Below are 16,705 nucleotides of genomic sequence, written 5' to 3'. Positions count from 1 at the left end.
AATTATGTTAAAATTAATAACAGAAAATTCCTAATTAAGTTGAGGACGTACCTGCTAATAAAACGCTGACTGTAATGGCAATCAAACAAGTTGATCGGAGGTGTTTTTATGCCAAAATGCCAAAAGTGCGGAGGAAATTGGACATGGAAACAAACGGTGAAAAAGTCTTTCACATTGGATACTCGTATGAAATGTCCTCACTGTAGTGAAATACAATTTATTAGCAAACGCACAAGAAAATGGTCATCTGCTCTTATGTTTGTGATTCCACTTGTACTTTTACTAAACATTTTTTGGGAACCAACATTGTGGACCATTGTCATCATGATATGCATTGCAAGTACTTACTTGGTTTCGTATCCTTATTGGCTAGAATTATCGAATGAAGAAAACTTGCCTTTTTAAAAACTTGCCTTTTTAAAATGAAGGGGCAAGTTATTTTTTTTGGTGGAAAATCGCTGTAGATGATACCATCAGTTCGACAATTTGCTTAGCCATATAAGATGGAGAGTGAGGGAAATCATCTTCAATCCAACGAATGATAAAACCTGCTATTCCATGAGCTCGGTAAATGTAAAACCACTTTATGTTTATATTTTCGTTGCTATCAGAAAGGATTTCGTATTCATATTCCTGTATAAATAAATCTTCAATTGCTTTAGCCAATTGAAACCGAAAATCAACTCGAATATGATCACTTAATAATAATTTATACAATGCAGCATTTTCCTTTAAATAATAAAATAAGGATATATCTTCAATTGGTATGCTCTTCATGTCAACTATTTCAATTTCTATATATGGTTTTTTAATTTCTTCAACCATATCATGTAGTGTATCGTGAATAACTTCTTCTAATAGAATTTGCTTTGAATCATAATGAGAATAAAATGTACCTCTATTATAATTAGCCACTCTGCATATTTCCGATATGCTAATCTCTTCGAAGTGTTTCTCTTCTAAAATCGATAGAAAACTTTCTCTTATTGCTATCTTTGAACGTTGGATCCTTTTGTCGACGTAATTTTCATTCATCTTCAAAACACCTTTCAATCTGTATCCGTCTATTATTATACAGCACTTTTAACAAACAAAAAATGTATCTTTGTTCATTAACAAGCAAATGTTATCAAAATGTATATGGTAAGGGTTTCAAATAAAGCGTAAAGTAAAAAATATAAACTGACAAAGGAGGAATTATAATGACATTTCCAATATTAGAAGATAAAGTAGCTATCGTTACTGGTGCAGCTATGGGTATGGGGAAAGCAACGGCTATATTGTTTGCAGAATCAAAAGCGAAGGTAGTAATTGCTGATTTTAATGAAGAAAAGGGGCAAGAAGTTGTAGAAGAAGTTAAACAAGCAGGTGGTCAAGCTGCATTTATTAAGGTAGATATATCTGACTCTGCACAAGTAAAACAGATGGTTCAATTTGCGGTAGACCAATTTGGGAAATTAGATATTGCGGTGAATAATGCGGCTCTAACGCCAGATGATAAACCAGCTTCTGAATTTGATGAAGATTATTGGGATAAGCTTATTTCTGTTGATCTAACAGGTACGGCATTATGTATGAAATATGAGCTTCAACAACTTTTAGAGCAAGGTAATGGAGGATCTATTGTAAATATTTCATCAGTGAGCGGTTTCCGACCACAGCCAAATAATATTGCGTATGTAGCAGCAAAACACGGAGTAGTAGGTATGACCAAAGTAGCTGCTCTAGAAAATGGACCACAAAATATTCGCGTGAATACAGTAGCTCCAGGTGCAATTGATACACCAATGTTAAGAGGAGCTCTGGAGCAATTTAACCATACGGAAGAAGAATATGCTCCACAATTAAGCCTGTTAAATCGTTTTGGACAAGCACGTGAAGTAGCCCAAGCAAGTCTTTGGTTAGCTTCTGATGCAGCTTCTTATGTAACAGGTACAACAATTCACGCTGATGCTGGATATACTTCAAGATAAAGAGCAAAGCATAACTGTCGAAGAGTTACTTATTCTCTTCGACAGTTATTTTTATTTTTCATAGTTACGTCCTAATTCATATGCTTGCATTAACCAATTATCAAGTTGTTGAGAATTTACTTTATTGGTTTCGGTGAGTAAGTGAAATGTAGAGCTTGGAATACCACAGTAATCAGCTAGACCAACATTAAAATAATGTTCCATCATCGTATTATACTTTCGCTTTTCAAGTTTTTTCTTATCAGCTGCAGCTAATCCAAGCCAGAGCACATGCTCATGATGTAAATTGCTATTTCCGTATGCAAATCCAAAATTCCACACACGATCTATATAACCTTTCATAATTCCTGGCATACTCCACCACCATAATGGAAAAATAAATGCTAATGCATCTGCACTTTTCATTCGCTCTATCTCTTTCGTAACTTCTGGTGAAAAATGCTGCTCCTCTGCATCCCATATAGGCTCATCAGCAACTGGCAATGCAGCTTCAAATTCATGACGATATAAATCAATAAATTCAACAGTATGACCAGCATCTTGTAGACCTTCTATAAATCGATTGGTGACTTTCATCGTTAAAGATTCTTCTCTAGGATGTGCAACAATTGTTAATACCTTCATGATAGTATCAGCTCCTCATTGAAAATGTGTTATATCTAGTTTAAAGTAATGAGTGTATACAGTAAAATTGAATTATTAGATATTAACGTTCAGTAATTTTGATAATATGGAGGGTGAAATGGAGTTAAGGCATCTAGTGACATTTAAAACAATAGTAGATAAAGGCGGATTTAAAAAAGCTGCAGATGAACTAGGCTATGCTCAATCTTCTATTACAGCACATATTCATGATCTTGAATCAGAATTAGAAATTCCTTTGTTTAATCGTATGGGGAAAAGTATAAGCCTAACGCAGGCAGGAGAAACGTTTCTTCCCTATGCTATGGAAATTATTGACCTGTATTCCGAATCCAAAGATCGATTAAGGAATACGGAAGAACCTTCTGGAATAGTAATCATTGGTGCGAGTGAAACGTTAATGATCCATTGGCTCCCGAGTATTTTGGGGGAATTTATGGAGAAATATCCCAAAGTAGAAGTAGTGTTAAAATCATTACGGTTTGAAGATGTTCATAGTCAATTAAAGAGTGGAGAGATTGATATTGCTTTCCTTGTTGATCTTGAAAATTGGACACAGAAAGATGTCTGGGCGAAAAAAATTAGACAAGAAGAACTCGTTCATATACTTCCAGGAAAGAACGAGAGAAGACCTTTTTCACCGCGGATGCTAACAACAGAGTATAAATGTAGTTGGCGCCCGATTATGGAAGAATATATGAATACTACTACAGATATCAATATGAAGGCAATTGAATTGCCTAGTGTAGAAGCTATTAAAAAGAGTGTAATATGTAATCTCGGTCAATCGATCGTACCCCGATTTGTAGTTGAGAAAGAACTCAAAGATGGGGAATTAATAGAATACCCTAATTCTAAGGTGAAACAGGAACTAGCTATCTTCCAAGCTATTCACAAAGATAAATGGGTATCTAAAAGCATGTCGGTGTTTATCGACTATCTAGATATCGCAGAGCAATTATAAAGTAAACAACTATTGAGGGAGGTTCTAAGATGGATAAAAATGAAGTAATTGATTTAGCAAGGAAACATGGGATACAAGTAAAAGAGGATACAGTGAAATTAAATGAATCTGGATTGGATTTTCAGGTCGCTCATGTGAAAGATACAGAAGACTCACAATGGATTTTACGTATTCCTCGACGTCCCGACTCTACCCGAAGTACGGACCTGGAGAAACGTGCATTAGATATCATTCATAACCATGTTTCTTTTCAAGTGCCTAAATGGGAAGTGTATACGGATGAATTGATTGCTTATAAGCAGTTGGATGGCCGACCAGCAGGTACTATAGACCCGGAGATCCAAAATTATGTATGGAGTTTTGATATGGAAAATACACCGGATATTTTTCATCAGACATTGGGAAAAGCACTTGCTGAGCTCCATCAACTGCCAAGAGATTATTTTACCGATACGGGCATTGAAATTAATGATGCGAAAGATTTAAGAGATAATATGAAACAACGTATGGAAAAAGTTAAAGAGCGTTTTGGAGTAAGTGAAGTGCTATGGAATAGATGGCAAAAATGGATAGCTGATGAATCTTTATGGCCAAAAAATACCGGACTGAGCCATGGTGATGTTCATCCTGGACATACGCTAATTAATGATGCAATAGAGGTGACAGGCTTTATTGATTGGACAGAGGTGTCTGTTACGGATGTTTCCAGAGACTTCGTGACGCATTATATTCTTTATCAAGAAGCGGGGTTAGAAAGGCTAATTGAAACATACAGTAATGCAGGTGGTACAACATGGCCTAAAATGAAAGAACATATTATCGAGCTGCAAGCAGCATATGCTATTGATGTCGCAGAATTTGCGATTGTTTCCGAATCGAGCGAAATGGAAGCGATGGCCAAACAAATGCTAGGTGTAGAAGAATAGTTTCAGATAAAACGATCTCTTTTGGGGATCGTTTTTTAATTTCTAGTATAATAGAAAAAAACATACTAGGGGGCGTTAGGGTTATGCAAGCGATAGAAATAAAGAAACCAGTTCGTTTATGCGTTGATGGCAGGTTGAATGACCATAGTATAGGATGGGCGAGACAGCCGCTCGTGCAATGTAATGTGACTGGCAGTTACCCTCGGAAGAAAAAATGGAACTATTGGTGTGTAACCAGTCCAGAGGTGTTATTTTCCGCAACCATATCTCATATTGATTATGCGGCTGTGATGTTTGTTTATATACTAGATTTGAACACAAAGGAATTCCACGAAAAGACTGCATTCATTCCATTTGGAAAGGGTATTCACATGCCAGAAGGGGTTAGGGAATCACTTCATTATGATGGAAAAGACATGCGTATTCATTTTGATGAACTGGATGAGTCCACTACGTTAACTATAGAGATACCTGATTTTGATAAAGGAAAAGGATTAAAGGCAGATATAGAATTAGCAAGACCGGATAATTATGAATCATTAAATGTTGTTGTTCCTTGGACGCAGAAACGATTTCAATTTACTTCTAAACAACCTGCAATCCCTGCATCTGGAAAAATAACCTGGGGGGATAAAAACTATTCAATGCAATCGGATCGTGCAATTGGGTGTCTAGATTTTGGACGAGGTGTTTGGAAATATGCTTCCAATTGGAATTGGGGCTCTGCTTCTGGTGTGTTGGATAATCAACGAATTGGTTTGAATTTTGGTGGACAGTGGACAGATAAAACGGGGCAAAATGAAAATGGTCTCGTGATTAATGATCGATTGCATAAGATTCACGAAGATATTAAATGGGAGTATGACAAAGATGATTACGAGAAACCATGGAGACTAACATCGATTGGTTCTGATCGAGTGGATCTCCAATTCAATCCAATATTTGAACGTATCGCTGAAACAAAAGCAGTGATTATTGAATCGAGTGTTCATCAACTGATCGGACATTATCAAGGAACAATAAAAACAGATGATGGGAAAACGATTAAAATCGACTCGTTGCTTGGATGGGCAGAAGACCATAAAGCGAAGTGGTAATGAAGAGAGAAGGTAAAGTCAATATTTTATTGATTTTACCTTCATTTATTTATCATCATTAATATTTAGGCTACTCATAGTGGCCTCATAAGCAAAATTGGCACAAGCCCAATTGCCTTCTCTCTCAAACAATATTTGAACAGTTTTGCGATCTGTTGGTGGATTATCTATCCAATTAAGAAGCGTGTGCACAATCGATTCTTTGTCCGGAAAGTAATGTATAAATATTTCAGCTTGCTCATGAAGCCGTGTTGACCATATTTGGGAGCGTACCATCACCATCGAGTAATAAGTTCGAATTAGTTTACGAGCAAAACCTTGTGTGTATGTGCGGAAAGCTTCGTCTGAAGGAGTTTCTAACCTATTTAAAGTCCGATGTAGTGACTTGCATATATCACCATTGAATTTAATGGGGATTTCTGATGTGAGTTTATAGCGTCCAAACCGTTCACCCAAATCATCTCCGTAAACACAAACACTAATTTCCCTTAGAAATGCATTTTCATAATAATTGCTAGGGTCGATTGTGTAGTCGTAATCAGCTATAGCAATTCCAACATCTCTAACGATAGAAAGATTTTTACTTGATAATTCGCTAGCCAGTGTTTTTAATTGATTAACTTCTTCAGAGCTCAACTTTTTCGAAAATAAAGCAATAAGATCTAAGTCAGAATGAACAGGTTTTGCGTCTCCTCGAGGAACGCTGCCATAAACATACACACTATGCAGTTGTTGAGGGAATAATTTTTTTAGAGAATGAACAGATTCTTGAATACATGGCAGATATATAGAATCAATTTTATCGATACTAACATCGCTTACAATAAAACCATCATCAAGACCATCACCAGGTTTTAACATCATTTACCGAACCCTTCTCGTTAATTTTTTTGTTGTTGAAATTGGATGAGGTAGGTGAGTTCAAATAATAAATATGCTGTTAGCAGTGCACCTAAGATCGGATATGGAGAATCAATAAAAAGAAAAAGTGTTAATGATAGAATGAAAGTCAAAAGCCCTACAGGTACAGGAAGTAAAGATAATCTGCTCAAGGAAAATCACCTCCAATTTTATTATATTATAACGAAGCGAATACCTTGCCTAAAAAGAGACTTCGTATTCCACTAACTTTAGGAAACTGGCGAGTTACGCACAAATGATTTGGCTCCCCAATTGACGAGAAATATGACTAACAAAGGAAATAAGAGGAGGCCAATTATGTGAAACTGTAGATAACCAAAAATCATATTAAGGAAGATAAGTATAGGTGTAGCCAAGTATATCACGCACTTTTCTAGAGAATCACGTAGCATCGTTTCATCCCAATGAAACAAGCGAATATATGGATCTTGACGGAAACCCATCCACCCAGTTTTAGCGATATCGATAATAATATAAATAGAGATTCCCCAGACAATATAAGAAACCCAACTACCTGATGTAAGTATAATGAAAGCAATCAATAATACACTGAGCTGTAAAATTGGAAAGAGAAGGCGATGATTCCGAATTATTGACTTAATAAATGCATCTGTAAAAATCATCGGAGCATTTCGTTGCTTAAACATTACTTGTGAATGTTTCCATAGTCTTGGTTTTGTATTTGATGGCAGATGGTAACCTTTATTCTTTGCATCCATTAATAATAAATTTCCCATTTGATTACGTAATGCATCATCGAGCAACGCGATTTTTAGAAAATGATTCCCGTTATATAAAGTTTTTCGGGAAATAACAATACAACCAAACACGCTAATGGCCACCCATGTAAAGGTGAGTATAGAATTTTCGATAATATAGGATGATCCTAATATAATTGCGCTGATCGGTAGGACTTGGTTAACTAATCGAAAAATAGATGATGATATATAGATTTTTTGATACTTCTTCCAGGTTGTAAAAATACAAGAAGCAGTGATGTAATAGATATATAATAAGATCATTTGTTGGATATCTAGGCTAAATATTTCCATTAGTAGTAGACTAGGTAAAATGAAAATAATTGTACCAAGTATAATTATGTTGCGAAGAGAATATATAATTCCATACTGTGTTATTTTTCTAAGGAATGGAACGTTTCTGCTTAAGAATAGTTGATCAGCGACATAAGTGTATAATTTAATTTCAAAGATGAACATGGATAAGAATAACAGTGTCATCCAACCATACCAGCCAATATAAGTAAATATGAAAGGAATATCTTGAAGCCATTCCATATAAACGTAAATTCCAATTGCGAGTCCTGGTATAAGGGCATAGACGAATATGGTCCAATCCAATACCATATTTCGTGCTTTTCGTTGTTGTTTTAAATCCGTTCTAAGCCTTTGTTTAAACACATTAAAGGCGGGGTTCATTCGCTACTTCCTCCTCTAACAAATAATAGAAGCAATCTAATAAAGAAGTGTCTAACGTTTGATTTGTTCTTTGTTGTAATTCAATTAGATTCCCTTTAAATAGCATTCTTCCCTCATGTAGAAGGACGAATGTATCACAGAGTTTCTCAGCAGAGTCTAGTACATGGGTGGTCATTAGAATAGCAGCACCACGTTGTTTTTCCTGTTCCAACAATGTAATCAGGTTTTTCGTAGCGATTGGGTCCAATCCAATAAATGGCTCATCAATAATATAAATATCTGCTTTTATCATAAAGCTTAAGACAATTAATGATTTCTGTTTCATTCCTTTTGAAAAATGTACGGGGAAATGATGTTCTTTTCCTGTTAATAAAAATAGTTTTAGGAGTTCCTCTGCTTTTGGAATCCATTGCTCATCGGGTAAATCATAAGAAGTGGCTGCTAAACGTAGATGTTCCCAAAGTGTGAGGTGATCGTATAGGATAGGTTCCTCTGGTATATATGCAAGTCGATGACCATCTTTAATATGTATTTCTCCATCAAATGCTTCGATCGTTCCGATAATCGACTTAATGGTCGTGCTTTTTCCTGCACCGTTAGCTCCTAGTAAACCAACAGTTTCTCCAGGTGGGATAGAAAAGTGGATATCCGATAAATATAATTGTTCTAAATGATATCCAGCATGGTTGATTTTTACTTCAATCATAGGCGTCCTCCAATATATTCTTATTTTAGTGTGTTATTTCTTTGGGGATTTTTACTAGAAATTTTACATTACATAGTTGATTCTGACTTTTCTCAATTATATCATAGAAGTAATGATCCAAAATAGTTGGGAGGAAGGATACATGGCGACAATTGATGATTTTATGAAGGTAGACATGCGGGTTGGAACGGTAATTCATGCTGAACCTTTCCCGGAGGCTCGTAGACCAGCCATTAAGCTGACCATTGATTTCGGTGATGAAATAGGAACAAAAAAATCCTCGGCGCAAATTACCAAAAGGTATGAACCAGAAGAAATAGTAGGTCGCCAAGTGATAGGAGTAGTTAATTTTCCTCCGATGCGTGTAGCAGGTTTTAAATCAGAAGTGTTAATAATAGGTGGAGTTCCTGAGGATGGAGATGTTATTTTGCTACGTCCTGATGAGGAAGTTCCAGACGGTACGAAAATATCGTAATTAAGATGGCCAAGCATAAAATATAGCTTGGCCATTTTTTATATTATTTTTTACTTACTTTCATTACCCACCAGATTAATAGAAATTGTAATGGCAGACGAATCCAAAGTGCTATTTCTGGAGTGTTATAGTTTTCTGCGTTGAATGCCATGTAAATATTTACAGGAAATACGAGTACAAGGAATATTGCAATGGCGATTCCTGCTTTTCTACGAGTGGCAGGATAAAGCAGTAAGGCACCTAGGACAATCTCAATAACTCCCGATATATACACAATTAACGGGCGCCCGATCACCCATTCTGGCATCGATGAAATAAAGAACTCATCAATAACGAAATGTCCGATCCCCGCTAGCATAAATAAGATAGCAAAGATATATAAGAATATGGTTTTTATCAACATGATTTCTCCTCTATTAGAAATTACTTCCATTCTACTCTTTTTTAGTTTGGTTGGCTATGAGTAGAATTTAAGAATTATTCAGGTAGAAGTAGGCTCGTGTATCATACCCATGAATAATATACTATCCGTCTCTTTATCAGAAATAGTGAGGAGAAATGGGCGATTGATTTCCATATCGAAAGGAGCTGGGCTAACAACAGCAGATTCTTCTTTCATCTCCACAGAAGTTGCCCCAGCTGCTTCTGTTCCTCTTACGTCAACCTCTAAAAACGTTTTATGCATGATTTTACTAATGTATAAATTACCACGTAACTGAGCCGGATCAATCATGTTTGTAAAGTCAGCTTCCTTTTCTTCAAATGCCTTCTCCATACCTAAAACTTGAAAAAAATCCTGTAACTCTGATTCATACTCTAAGGAAAATTTCGGCATTTTTAAACTTCCTACCGTTTCTTGCATAGATTCCCGCCAGTTCTGCCAGTCTTCCAACGTTAACTTATTAACAAATTCCTGTAATTCAATATTTTCATTTGGCAGAAATATCTCCATCTGAATGTTTCCTTCTTCACCGTATGGAAGTGCAACTGACTGAAATTCATCAGTTTCCCAATAAGGAAGTTCTTCATCAAGAGACATGAAAGGGACTTCTGTGGTGGATGATTCATCCAAATGGAATAAACCATCTTGTGTATTATTTTCATCAAATGGATACTTCCAATTACCATTGAAATACGTGGCATTTAATAAGAAAGCGACATGATCATCATCGACTTTTTCAATAAGATCAGTAATTTTTCCGTTTGTTTTTTCACTAACCCATTCGTTCATCGGTTCCTTTGTCGTTAAAGGACCAAGTTCTGGATTATAAGATTCAGTAACTTGATGTTCAAAGTCTTCAAGAAAAGTGAATTCGGGATCTAGCCATATAGAATTAAGAATATTTAGCTCAACATCATCGTGCTGGTTTAATTGGTCCATCATAGTGCCATTATGTTCGTTTAATGTTTGAAGGTCGATATTCTCTGGTTGTAGCGCATTGGTCATTTCGTCTTTCGTATCTCCATTAGCTCCATTATATGCCATTGAAACAGCTAACCAAATACTGAGCGGAGAGACAAATATATTATCTTCATCATTACCTTCTAATCGTTGTAACGCTTGAAAACCGAGATGATTACTTGCTTGATTGGCGTCATTTACCAAAACGGAGGTGTCAATTTTCGTGGTGGGAGGGTTGTCGGAAGTACTATTTCCACCTGTGACACTATTATCATCCGTGCCACAAGCTGAAAATAATAAGAATAAACCAAGTATCGGAATGATTAAAAAGCATTTCTTCAATTTACACAAATCCTTTCTAAATTATTTTTTTGAAAAGGTATTGTGATGTCATTAATCAACAGAAGTAGGCTCGTGTATCATACCCATAAATAATATACTATCCGTCTCTTTATCAGAAATAGTGAGGAGAAATGGGCGATTGATTTCCATATCGAAGCTTTCTCCGATTTCAATCGATGTCGTTTTCATTTCAACAGAAGTTGCTCCAGCTGCTTCGGTTCCTTCTTCATCAACATCTAAGAATGTTTTATGAACAATTTTATCGATATAAAGGTCACCAATCTGTTCTTGATCAATCATGTTGGAAAAATCAGCCTTCTGTGCATCAAATGCTTGCTGCATACCGAGTGATTGGAAAAAATTCTGTAGTTCCGTTTCGTATTCTAAAGAAAACTTCGGCATGCGTAAATTTCCTTTTTGAGTTTCCATACTATCTCGCCATTCTTGCCAATTTTCAAGAGTGAACCCTTCTAAGAAATCATTCATTTCTATGTTTTCATTTGGAAGAAATAACTCCATCTGCATGTCTTCATTTTCCCCATATGGTAATGAGACGGCTTGCATTTGGTCCGTTTGTACATAGGGTAGTTCTTCATTTAAGGCCATAAATGGTACATCTACAGAGGAGTTATCTTCCTTATAAAAGGTCCGTTCTTGCGTATTGTTTTCATCAAATGGATATGTCCATGCACCATTAAAGTAGGTTGCATTTACGAGTATAGCTACATGTTCTGGATCAATTTGTTTAATAATATCTTTTATTTTTCCATTTGTTTGGTTACTAACCCACTCGTTAATTCGTTCAGGAGTGGTAAGGGGTGCTAATTCAGCTTCATACGTATCGGTAACGGATTGGTGAAAGGTATCAAGAAATTCATAATCTTGATTAAGCCAGATGGAGTTTGCGATACTAAGTTCTACATCTTCATCACTGACGCTCGTAAAATGCTCCATTAAAGCTGCATTTTGTCGATTGAAATCTTCTACGTTTATTCCTTGTAGCTGTAGTGCTTGGTCCATTTCAGACCTTGTGTCACCATTGGCGCCATTATACACCATTGCCATAGCCAGCCAATAACTTGTCGGTGAGACAAATACATTACCTTCTCGATTAGGATCTAGTGATTGAATAGATTGAAATGCTAAAAGATTACTTGCTTCGGACACTTCTGTCATGGAAGAACCTCCTTCATCTTCAGTATCTTGGCTATTCTCATTAGGGTCATTCTCTTTTGGTGTTTCTGAATTACAAGCAGCAATGAACAAGACGATGAAACTTAGAGCGACAAACAGTAGTGATCTTTTTTGCACGTTACATCTGCCCTTTCTGTTTGAATATAGTATTCAATTCATTGTTGCACTTTCATAGATGGAATATACGATTCTAAGTTTCTCTAAAGATATCATAAAGAGAAAAAAGCAACAACATGAAATATGAATCATGCTGTTGCTTTCGCTTTAATCGGATTCTTTCATTTTTCCGAAGTATAGTGTACCTAATAACCAGAATGCGATTGTTAGTAGAGTCACCCCAATTAATACAGGGACTGCACCAAATTGGATGATAAATGGGACGGAAGCTGCTGTTACTAATCCGCCACCAACCATTGGTTCAAATAGAATTTGCTTATAACCGAATGCATTCAGAGCGGGAGATTTATTCTCTGAATCAACGATTCGCATAAGCATAATACCTGTTGCTGCTACACCAGTACTTTGGCCAAAGTCACCGATACCTCGTTCGAACCAATAGCTTGGAATCATCTTCGGTCCTAAATAGAGGAAAAGGAAGGTGTTGAGAACTATACCAGCAACTGCTAGTAATATAAAGGCGATAATATTTTCACCAATAACTTGCAAGCTCAGGCTTGCCATTGCACTGATAATAAGAAAGTCTAGCGCTACTCCTTGTATCGTGTTAATTGTATCTCGGTCAACTAATTCATGACGGTCAAATCGAGATAGGAAGAGTTGTACGAGAAGACCTCCAATCATTGCAAATGGGAATAAAGGTACGTATTCAAATAGATAAATACCGAATGCTTCACCATATGTTACAGCTTCTAACCAAACTAATATTTCTAACAGGACAAAACCAATAAATATAGAAATTCCAATTAATCCTAGATGAAGGGCAAATGGTTCAATCGATAGTGATGATGTTGTCTTTGTACCTGCAGATTTACGATGTTCTTTATTGATAATTCCAGTTTGTTGTTCAAAAGATATTTCATCTGGGTGATGTAGTGTTTTTGATTTTCCGTTGCGTGCTGCCCAGTTAACCATAATCATACCAACGATTACACCGGATAATATACCAACAGTCGCCAAACCAATAGCCAGGTCATAACCTTCTGCAAATCCAAGTTCTTCAAAAGTGCTCTGTAGACCAGCTGCGGTACCATGACCACCAACAAAACCTATTTCAATAAGGGCACCTGCTGCAGGACTTAGTCCAAGTAGAGGGGTTAATACTGTAATCGCCAGTAATATTCCTATTGCATATTGAGCCCAGGACATCGTATAACCTAAAGCGATCTGTGGTCCACCAATTCTCCACATTTTTTTGGGTTTTGGTAAGACAAAGCCTATAAATAAACAAGCAAATACAACATTGATTAATAATTCAGGTAGGCCAGCCCAGACTTCTACCATTTGATCGGTGAAAAGGCCAGCATTAAGGAAGCCATCTCCAGTTAGTTTCCCTAATACTTCGGGTCCTAATAATAATGCTAGAAATCCACCGATTAATGAGGTGGGTAAGAAGAGTTTTTGAAGGATGGGAACTTTAAGACGGATCAGTTTTCCAATAACGAGTAGGGCGGCTAATATAATGATAGAAAAACCGACAATTTGTAAAGACATAGATAAACTCCTTTTCATAAAGCTATTTTAAGGGTAAAAAAATAAAAAATATTGAATTAAGCAATACCCGATATAACTTTATGGCAAACATATGACTTACAAAAAAAGTCGATTTTAACTCAAGTGTAATGTGCAGTAATACGCTCACGTTGTATTTACTTTATGTACAATCCCTCTGTCTTAGGCTTTGATTCCTCTCCAGAACACTTTCCACATCTGTTCACCGTGTTTTTCGATAATATCAAATGTATAATAACTTGTTTCGTAGGATAATCCATCTAGCAAGCCGTATAATACATTGGCTGCTTCTTTTGCAGTTACTTCTGTGGTTATCTCCCCAATATCTTGTCCTTTTTTAATGGTATCTTCAAATAATGCACGTGCAGTTTGTTCACTGTTAAGCATTATCGTTAACAATCTTTCTTTTAACTCTTCAGGAGGATATGAAATAAATCGGTTAAAAAATTCTATACTGCTATCGTTATTAGCCAAGTCATGTACATTACTAAGAAAGGAGAGATAAAGTGTTTCTTGAATATTTTTACCTTCGTTCATTAAAGACTTTTTAACAAAATCAATATAATCACTTGAAATTTTTTGAGTAACATCTAAAAACAGACCAGCTTTATTTTTGTAATGAGCGTATAGAGATGACTTCTTAATGCCAACAGCATTAGCTATACTCGTCATGGAGGTTCCTTCATAGCCTTGACGAGCAAATAACTCCATTCCTTCAAATAGTATTTTATCTTTTGTGTGCATACAAAATTTCCCCTTTGACAAAATGTAATAGATGGGATATATTCATCTAACAACGACCGTTCGGTAGGTTGGTCGTTTAGTACACTAATTATTAATAGTATATCTTGTTCAATTTTATATGCAAAGGCGGAGGATAGATATGGCAACACAGTCATTATTACGGAATAGAATATTTGTCTTGCTCTTTGTTGCTGGAATATTTGCGGTTGTTAGTTTCAGTATGTTTTTAACAACAACGACATGGTTTGTAATCAGTGAAAGCAATTCTGCTGGTTCACTTGGGTTAGTGCTTATCGCTGCAACGGTTCCACGAATCGCAATGATGGTATTTGGTGGGATTTTAGCAGATCGCTATAAGAAAACTTCTATTATGTTTGTAACTAATTTCATGCAAGGGGTATTATTGTTAACTTTATTTTTACTTGTATGGAATGATGCGGCATCTATTATGATGTTATTAATCTTAGCAGCAGGCTTTGGGATGTTGGATGCTTTCTTTGGTCCAGCAAGCTCATCGTTAATTCCTAAGATTGTAGAGAAGAGGCAGTTACAACAAGCGAATGCTATTTTTCAAGGAGCGGACCAGATCGCATTTATAGCGGGTCCTATACTTGCAGGGGTTTTAATGGAAACAGTGGGGGTAGCTGGGAGCTATTTTGTTGCCACGATATTTGCTTTCTTATCTGCTGTCATTATTTATCCAAAATTTATAAAGGAAGCTCCAGTAGAACATGAAGTGCAACAACAGCCAGTGAAGGAAATGAAAGAAGGTTTTCAGTATATCCGCAAGTCGAATTTTTTGTTGACGGGGTTAGTTGTTTTAATTACCCTAAACTTTTTTGTCTTCGGTACATTGCACATTGCAATACCATTGCTAGTAGAAAGTTACGGAGGCTCACCATTAAATTTAAGTTATATGGAGTCGAGTCTTGGAATTGGTCTCCTCATTGGTACTGGAATATTAAGTTCGATACTCATTAAAAACAAAGGAAAGACATCTTTGATTGGTTTAACAGGCGCCATTATTGCTTACCTTATATTCGCTTTAGTTCCTAACCTAACATTACTAACTATTGTGGTATTCTTTATTGGCTTTTCCATGTCGTTTGTGTTTGTACCATTTTTTACAGCTGCACAAGAAATTACAGAAGATCACATTATGGGAAGGGTAATGAGTATTATATTCTTAGCTATGAATGGCTTCGATCCACTCGCCTATGCAATTGTTTCTGGATTAGCGGCGATGGAAATTTCCATACAGGTCATTCTATTTAGTTTTGGAACCATTGGAGCGATTATCACGATTCTTTTATTTGTAAAAGCAAAAACCTACCAAAGCAAGTAATTGAATGAAAAAAGGAGTGTCGTTTTGAAGGGAAAGCAACAAAAACAAGATATAGACAAGATTAAAATAAAGTAAGCACCTTGCTTGGATGATAACTTTCAGCAAGGTGCTTACTTTATTTTGGTGCATGTACTTGTTTCCGTCTCCATCCACCAACCATCAATACGACAAGCGTCAATCCTAATAATGACAGTAACTCTTGGTTACCAACTGGTGAGAAAAATTGTTGGATATATGGTTCTTTTAACAGCATTGTTCCAGCAGTCCATGTAAGTAATCCAGCTCCTAAATAAATAATAACGGGAAATTTATGAATGAGTTTTAATATAAATTCACTAGCAGTTAGGATGATAGGAATACTTAGGATAATCCCAGCGATCACAAGCAATAAATCGCTATTTGCAATGGCGGCAATAGCAAGTACATTATCAAGGCTCATTACGACATCTGCGAAGATGATAATGGAGACAGCTTCTTGTAACGATTCACCACTTTTCATATTATCGTAGTCTTGCTTGTCCACTAAGAGTTTATAGGAAACGAATAGCAAGAGAATGCCACCAATCAATTGAATAAAAGGCATTTGGAATAAGTGAATCATCAAGAATACAAATAGAATTCGCATAGCAATAGCGCCAAAAGTTCCCCACCAAATTGCTTTACTTTGCAAATGTGTAGGAAGATTTCTACTTGCCATAGCAATAACAATCGCATTGTCCGCACTCAGTAATATATTAATAAGGAGTATTTGTATGACTATTTCAATTAATTCCAACTCACTCCTCCTTTCAAAAAGTCCAAGCTTTTGTTCAATATATGATGAAAGGGAGGAGGGTTAGAACGGAATGT

19 protein-coding genes are annotated in these 16,705 nt (G+C 36.2%); 7 read left to right on the top strand and 12 right to left on the bottom strand.

Annotated elements, in window-relative coordinates:
* Positions 1-108: 108 nt before the first annotated feature.
* Positions 109-405, top strand: coding sequence for a TIGR04104 family putative zinc finger protein (locus OB_RS16235; protein ID WP_011067581.1), 297 nt, complete (start codon positions 109-111; stop codon positions 403-405).
* A 30-nt stretch (positions 406-435) separates the two neighbouring features.
* On the opposite strand, the gene OB_RS16230 is transcribed toward OB_RS16235, so the two are convergent.
* On the bottom strand, positions 436-1,035 hold the full coding sequence (locus OB_RS16230) for a TetR/AcrR family transcriptional regulator (RefSeq protein ID WP_011067580.1): 600 nt from the start codon (positions 1,033-1,035) through the stop codon (positions 436-438).
* A 167-nt stretch (positions 1,036-1,202) separates the two neighbouring features.
* Between OB_RS16230 and OB_RS16225 the strand changes: the two genes are divergently transcribed.
* Positions 1,203-1,973 (top strand): SDR family NAD(P)-dependent oxidoreductase, encoded by a 771-nt coding sequence (locus tag OB_RS16225; protein ID WP_011067579.1) that lies wholly within the window; start codon positions 1,203-1,205, stop codon positions 1,971-1,973.
* A gap of 51 nt (positions 1,974-2,024) precedes the next feature.
* On the opposite strand, the gene OB_RS16220 is transcribed toward OB_RS16225, so the two are convergent.
* The gene (locus tag OB_RS16220) at positions 2,025-2,597 is read right to left on the bottom strand and encodes an NAD(P)H oxidoreductase (protein ID WP_011067578.1); all 573 of its coding nucleotides are present in this window, start codon (positions 2,595-2,597) and stop codon (positions 2,025-2,027) included.
* Positions 2,598-2,715: 118 nt separating this feature from the next.
* Here OB_RS16220 and OB_RS16215 point away from each other — a divergent pair, with 118 nt between their 5' ends.
* From OB_RS16215 to OB_RS16205, 3 genes are all read left to right on the top strand, one after another.
* Positions 2,716-3,579 carry a LysR family transcriptional regulator gene (locus tag OB_RS16215; RefSeq protein WP_011067577.1) on the top strand — a complete coding sequence of 288 codons (864 nt, stop codon included), beginning with the start codon at positions 2,716-2,718 and terminating at the stop codon, positions 3,577-3,579.
* A 29-nt stretch (positions 3,580-3,608) separates the two neighbouring features.
* Positions 3,609-4,505, top strand: a complete 897-nt coding sequence (locus OB_RS16210) for a macrolide 2'-phosphotransferase (protein WP_011067576.1) — start codon at positions 3,609-3,611, stop codon at positions 4,503-4,505.
* Between the two features lie 83 nt (positions 4,506-4,588).
* Positions 4,589-5,602 (top strand): DUF2804 domain-containing protein, encoded by a 1,014-nt coding sequence (locus OB_RS16205; RefSeq protein WP_011067575.1) that lies wholly within the window; start codon positions 4,589-4,591, stop codon positions 5,600-5,602.
* A 45-nt stretch (positions 5,603-5,647) separates the two neighbouring features.
* Here the strand turns inward: OB_RS16205 and OB_RS16200 are convergent, their stop codons facing one another.
* From OB_RS16200 to OB_RS16185, 4 genes are all read right to left on the bottom strand, one after another.
* Positions 5,648-6,466, bottom strand: a complete 819-nt coding sequence (locus OB_RS16200) for a nucleotidyltransferase domain-containing protein (RefSeq protein WP_231846961.1) — start codon at positions 6,464-6,466, stop codon at positions 5,648-5,650.
* Between the two features lie 17 nt (positions 6,467-6,483).
* Positions 6,484-6,654, bottom strand: coding sequence for a hypothetical protein (locus tag OB_RS18530; protein WP_173338122.1), 171 nt, complete (start codon positions 6,652-6,654; stop codon positions 6,484-6,486).
* A gap of 78 nt (positions 6,655-6,732) precedes the next feature.
* Positions 6,733-7,959: an ABC transporter permease gene (locus OB_RS16190; protein WP_011067573.1), complete on the bottom strand. Its 1,227-nt coding sequence runs from the start codon at positions 7,957-7,959 to the stop codon at positions 6,733-6,735.
* Positions 7,943-8,665, bottom strand: a complete 723-nt coding sequence (locus OB_RS16185) for an ABC transporter ATP-binding protein (RefSeq protein WP_011067572.1) — start codon at positions 8,663-8,665, stop codon at positions 7,943-7,945. Before OB_RS16185 ends, OB_RS16190 begins: the two co-directional genes overlap by 17 nt.
* A 142-nt stretch (positions 8,666-8,807) precedes the next feature.
* Between OB_RS16185 and csaA the strand changes: the two genes are divergently transcribed.
* Positions 8,808-9,140 (top strand): chaperone CsaA, encoded by a 333-nt coding sequence (gene csaA, locus OB_RS16180; RefSeq protein ID WP_041544346.1) that lies wholly within the window; start codon positions 8,808-8,810, stop codon positions 9,138-9,140.
* 43 nt (positions 9,141-9,183) lie between these two features.
* Here the strand turns inward: csaA and OB_RS16175 are convergent, their stop codons facing one another.
* The 5 genes from OB_RS16175 to OB_RS16155 all read right to left on the bottom strand — a co-directional run bounded on the left by OB_RS16175 (position 9,184) and on the right by OB_RS16155 (position 14,511).
* Positions 9,184-9,543: a DoxX family protein gene (locus OB_RS16175; RefSeq protein ID WP_041544345.1), complete on the bottom strand. Its 360-nt coding sequence runs from the start codon at positions 9,541-9,543 to the stop codon at positions 9,184-9,186.
* 78 nt (positions 9,544-9,621) lie between these two features.
* Complete coding sequence (locus tag OB_RS16170) at positions 9,622-10,884, bottom strand: serpin family protein (RefSeq protein WP_011067569.1); 1,263 nt, start codon at positions 10,882-10,884, stop codon at positions 9,622-9,624.
* A 51-nt stretch (positions 10,885-10,935) separates the two neighbouring features.
* Positions 10,936-12,195: a serpin family protein gene (locus OB_RS16165; RefSeq protein ID WP_231846960.1), complete on the bottom strand. Its 1,260-nt coding sequence runs from the start codon at positions 12,193-12,195 to the stop codon at positions 10,936-10,938.
* Between the two features lie 147 nt (positions 12,196-12,342).
* The gene (locus OB_RS16160; RefSeq protein ID WP_011067567.1) at positions 12,343-13,749 is read right to left on the bottom strand and encodes a sodium/glutamate symporter; all 1,407 of its coding nucleotides are present in this window, start codon (positions 13,747-13,749) and stop codon (positions 12,343-12,345) included.
* Between the two features lie 180 nt (positions 13,750-13,929).
* Positions 13,930-14,511 carry a TetR/AcrR family transcriptional regulator gene (locus tag OB_RS16155; RefSeq protein WP_011067566.1) on the bottom strand — a complete coding sequence of 194 codons (582 nt, stop codon included), beginning with the start codon at positions 14,509-14,511 and terminating at the stop codon, positions 13,930-13,932.
* A 139-nt stretch (positions 14,512-14,650) separates the two neighbouring features.
* Here OB_RS16155 and OB_RS16150 point away from each other — a divergent pair, with 139 nt between their 5' ends.
* Positions 14,651-15,856, top strand: a complete 1,206-nt coding sequence (locus OB_RS16150; RefSeq protein WP_011067565.1) for an MFS transporter — start codon at positions 14,651-14,653, stop codon at positions 15,854-15,856.
* A gap of 115 nt (positions 15,857-15,971) precedes the next feature.
* On the opposite strand, the gene OB_RS16145 is transcribed toward OB_RS16150, so the two are convergent.
* A complete protein-coding gene (locus tag OB_RS16145) occupies positions 15,972-16,631 on the bottom strand; it encodes a TerC family protein (protein WP_011067564.1) in 660 nt (219 codons plus the stop codon).
* Positions 16,632-16,705: the final 74 nt, after the last annotated feature.

This window comes from Oceanobacillus iheyensis HTE831, from assembly GCF_000011245.1.
In the GTDB taxonomy this organism is placed as follows: Bacteria; Bacillota; Bacilli; order Bacillales; family Amphibacillaceae; genus Oceanobacillus; species Oceanobacillus iheyensis.
The sequence above is the reverse complement of the archived record's forward strand: the minus strand, read 5'-3'. Positions and strand labels throughout refer to the sequence as shown.

What these genes read in the sequence shown, in the direction of transcription:
- OB_RS16235 (WP_011067581.1), top strand. Translation starts at nt 109, where the DNA reads ATGCCAAAATGCCAAAAGTGCGGAGGAAATTGGACATGGAAACAAACG.
- OB_RS16230 (WP_011067580.1), bottom strand. Translation starts at nt 1,035, where the DNA reads ATGAATGAAAATTACGTCGACAAAAGGATCCAACGTTCAAAGATAGCA.
- OB_RS16225 (WP_011067579.1), top strand. Translation starts at nt 1,203, where the DNA reads ATGACATTTCCAATATTAGAAGATAAAGTAGCTATCGTTACTGGTGCA.
- OB_RS16220 (WP_011067578.1), bottom strand. Translation starts at nt 2,597, where the DNA reads ATGAAGGTATTAACAATTGTTGCACATCCTAGAGAAGAATCTTTAACG.
- OB_RS16215 (WP_011067577.1), top strand. Translation starts at nt 2,716, where the DNA reads ATGGAGTTAAGGCATCTAGTGACATTTAAAACAATAGTAGATAAAGGC.
- OB_RS16210 (WP_011067576.1), top strand. Translation starts at nt 3,609, where the DNA reads ATGGATAAAAATGAAGTAATTGATTTAGCAAGGAAACATGGGATACAA.
- OB_RS16205 (WP_011067575.1), top strand. Translation starts at nt 4,589, where the DNA reads ATGCAAGCGATAGAAATAAAGAAACCAGTTCGTTTATGCGTTGATGGC.
- OB_RS16200 (WP_231846961.1), bottom strand. Translation starts at nt 6,466, where the DNA reads ATGATGTTAAAACCTGGTGATGGTCTTGATGATGGTTTTATTGTAAGC.
- OB_RS16190 (WP_011067573.1), bottom strand. Translation starts at nt 7,959, where the DNA reads ATGAACCCCGCCTTTAATGTGTTTAAACAAAGGCTTAGAACGGATTTA.
- OB_RS16185 (WP_011067572.1), bottom strand. Translation starts at nt 8,665, where the DNA reads ATGATTGAAGTAAAAATCAACCATGCTGGATATCATTTAGAACAATTA.
- csaA (WP_041544346.1), top strand. Translation starts at nt 8,808, where the DNA reads ATGGCGACAATTGATGATTTTATGAAGGTAGACATGCGGGTTGGAACG.
- OB_RS16175 (WP_041544345.1), bottom strand. Translation starts at nt 9,543, where the DNA reads ATGTTGATAAAAACCATATTCTTATATATCTTTGCTATCTTATTTATG.
- OB_RS16160 (WP_011067567.1), bottom strand. Translation starts at nt 13,749, where the DNA reads ATGTCTTTACAAATTGTCGGTTTTTCTATCATTATATTAGCCGCCCTA.
- OB_RS16155 (WP_011067566.1), bottom strand. Translation starts at nt 14,511, where the DNA reads ATGCACACAAAAGATAAAATACTATTTGAAGGAATGGAGTTATTTGCT.
- OB_RS16150 (WP_011067565.1), top strand. Translation starts at nt 14,651, where the DNA reads ATGGCAACACAGTCATTATTACGGAATAGAATATTTGTCTTGCTCTTT.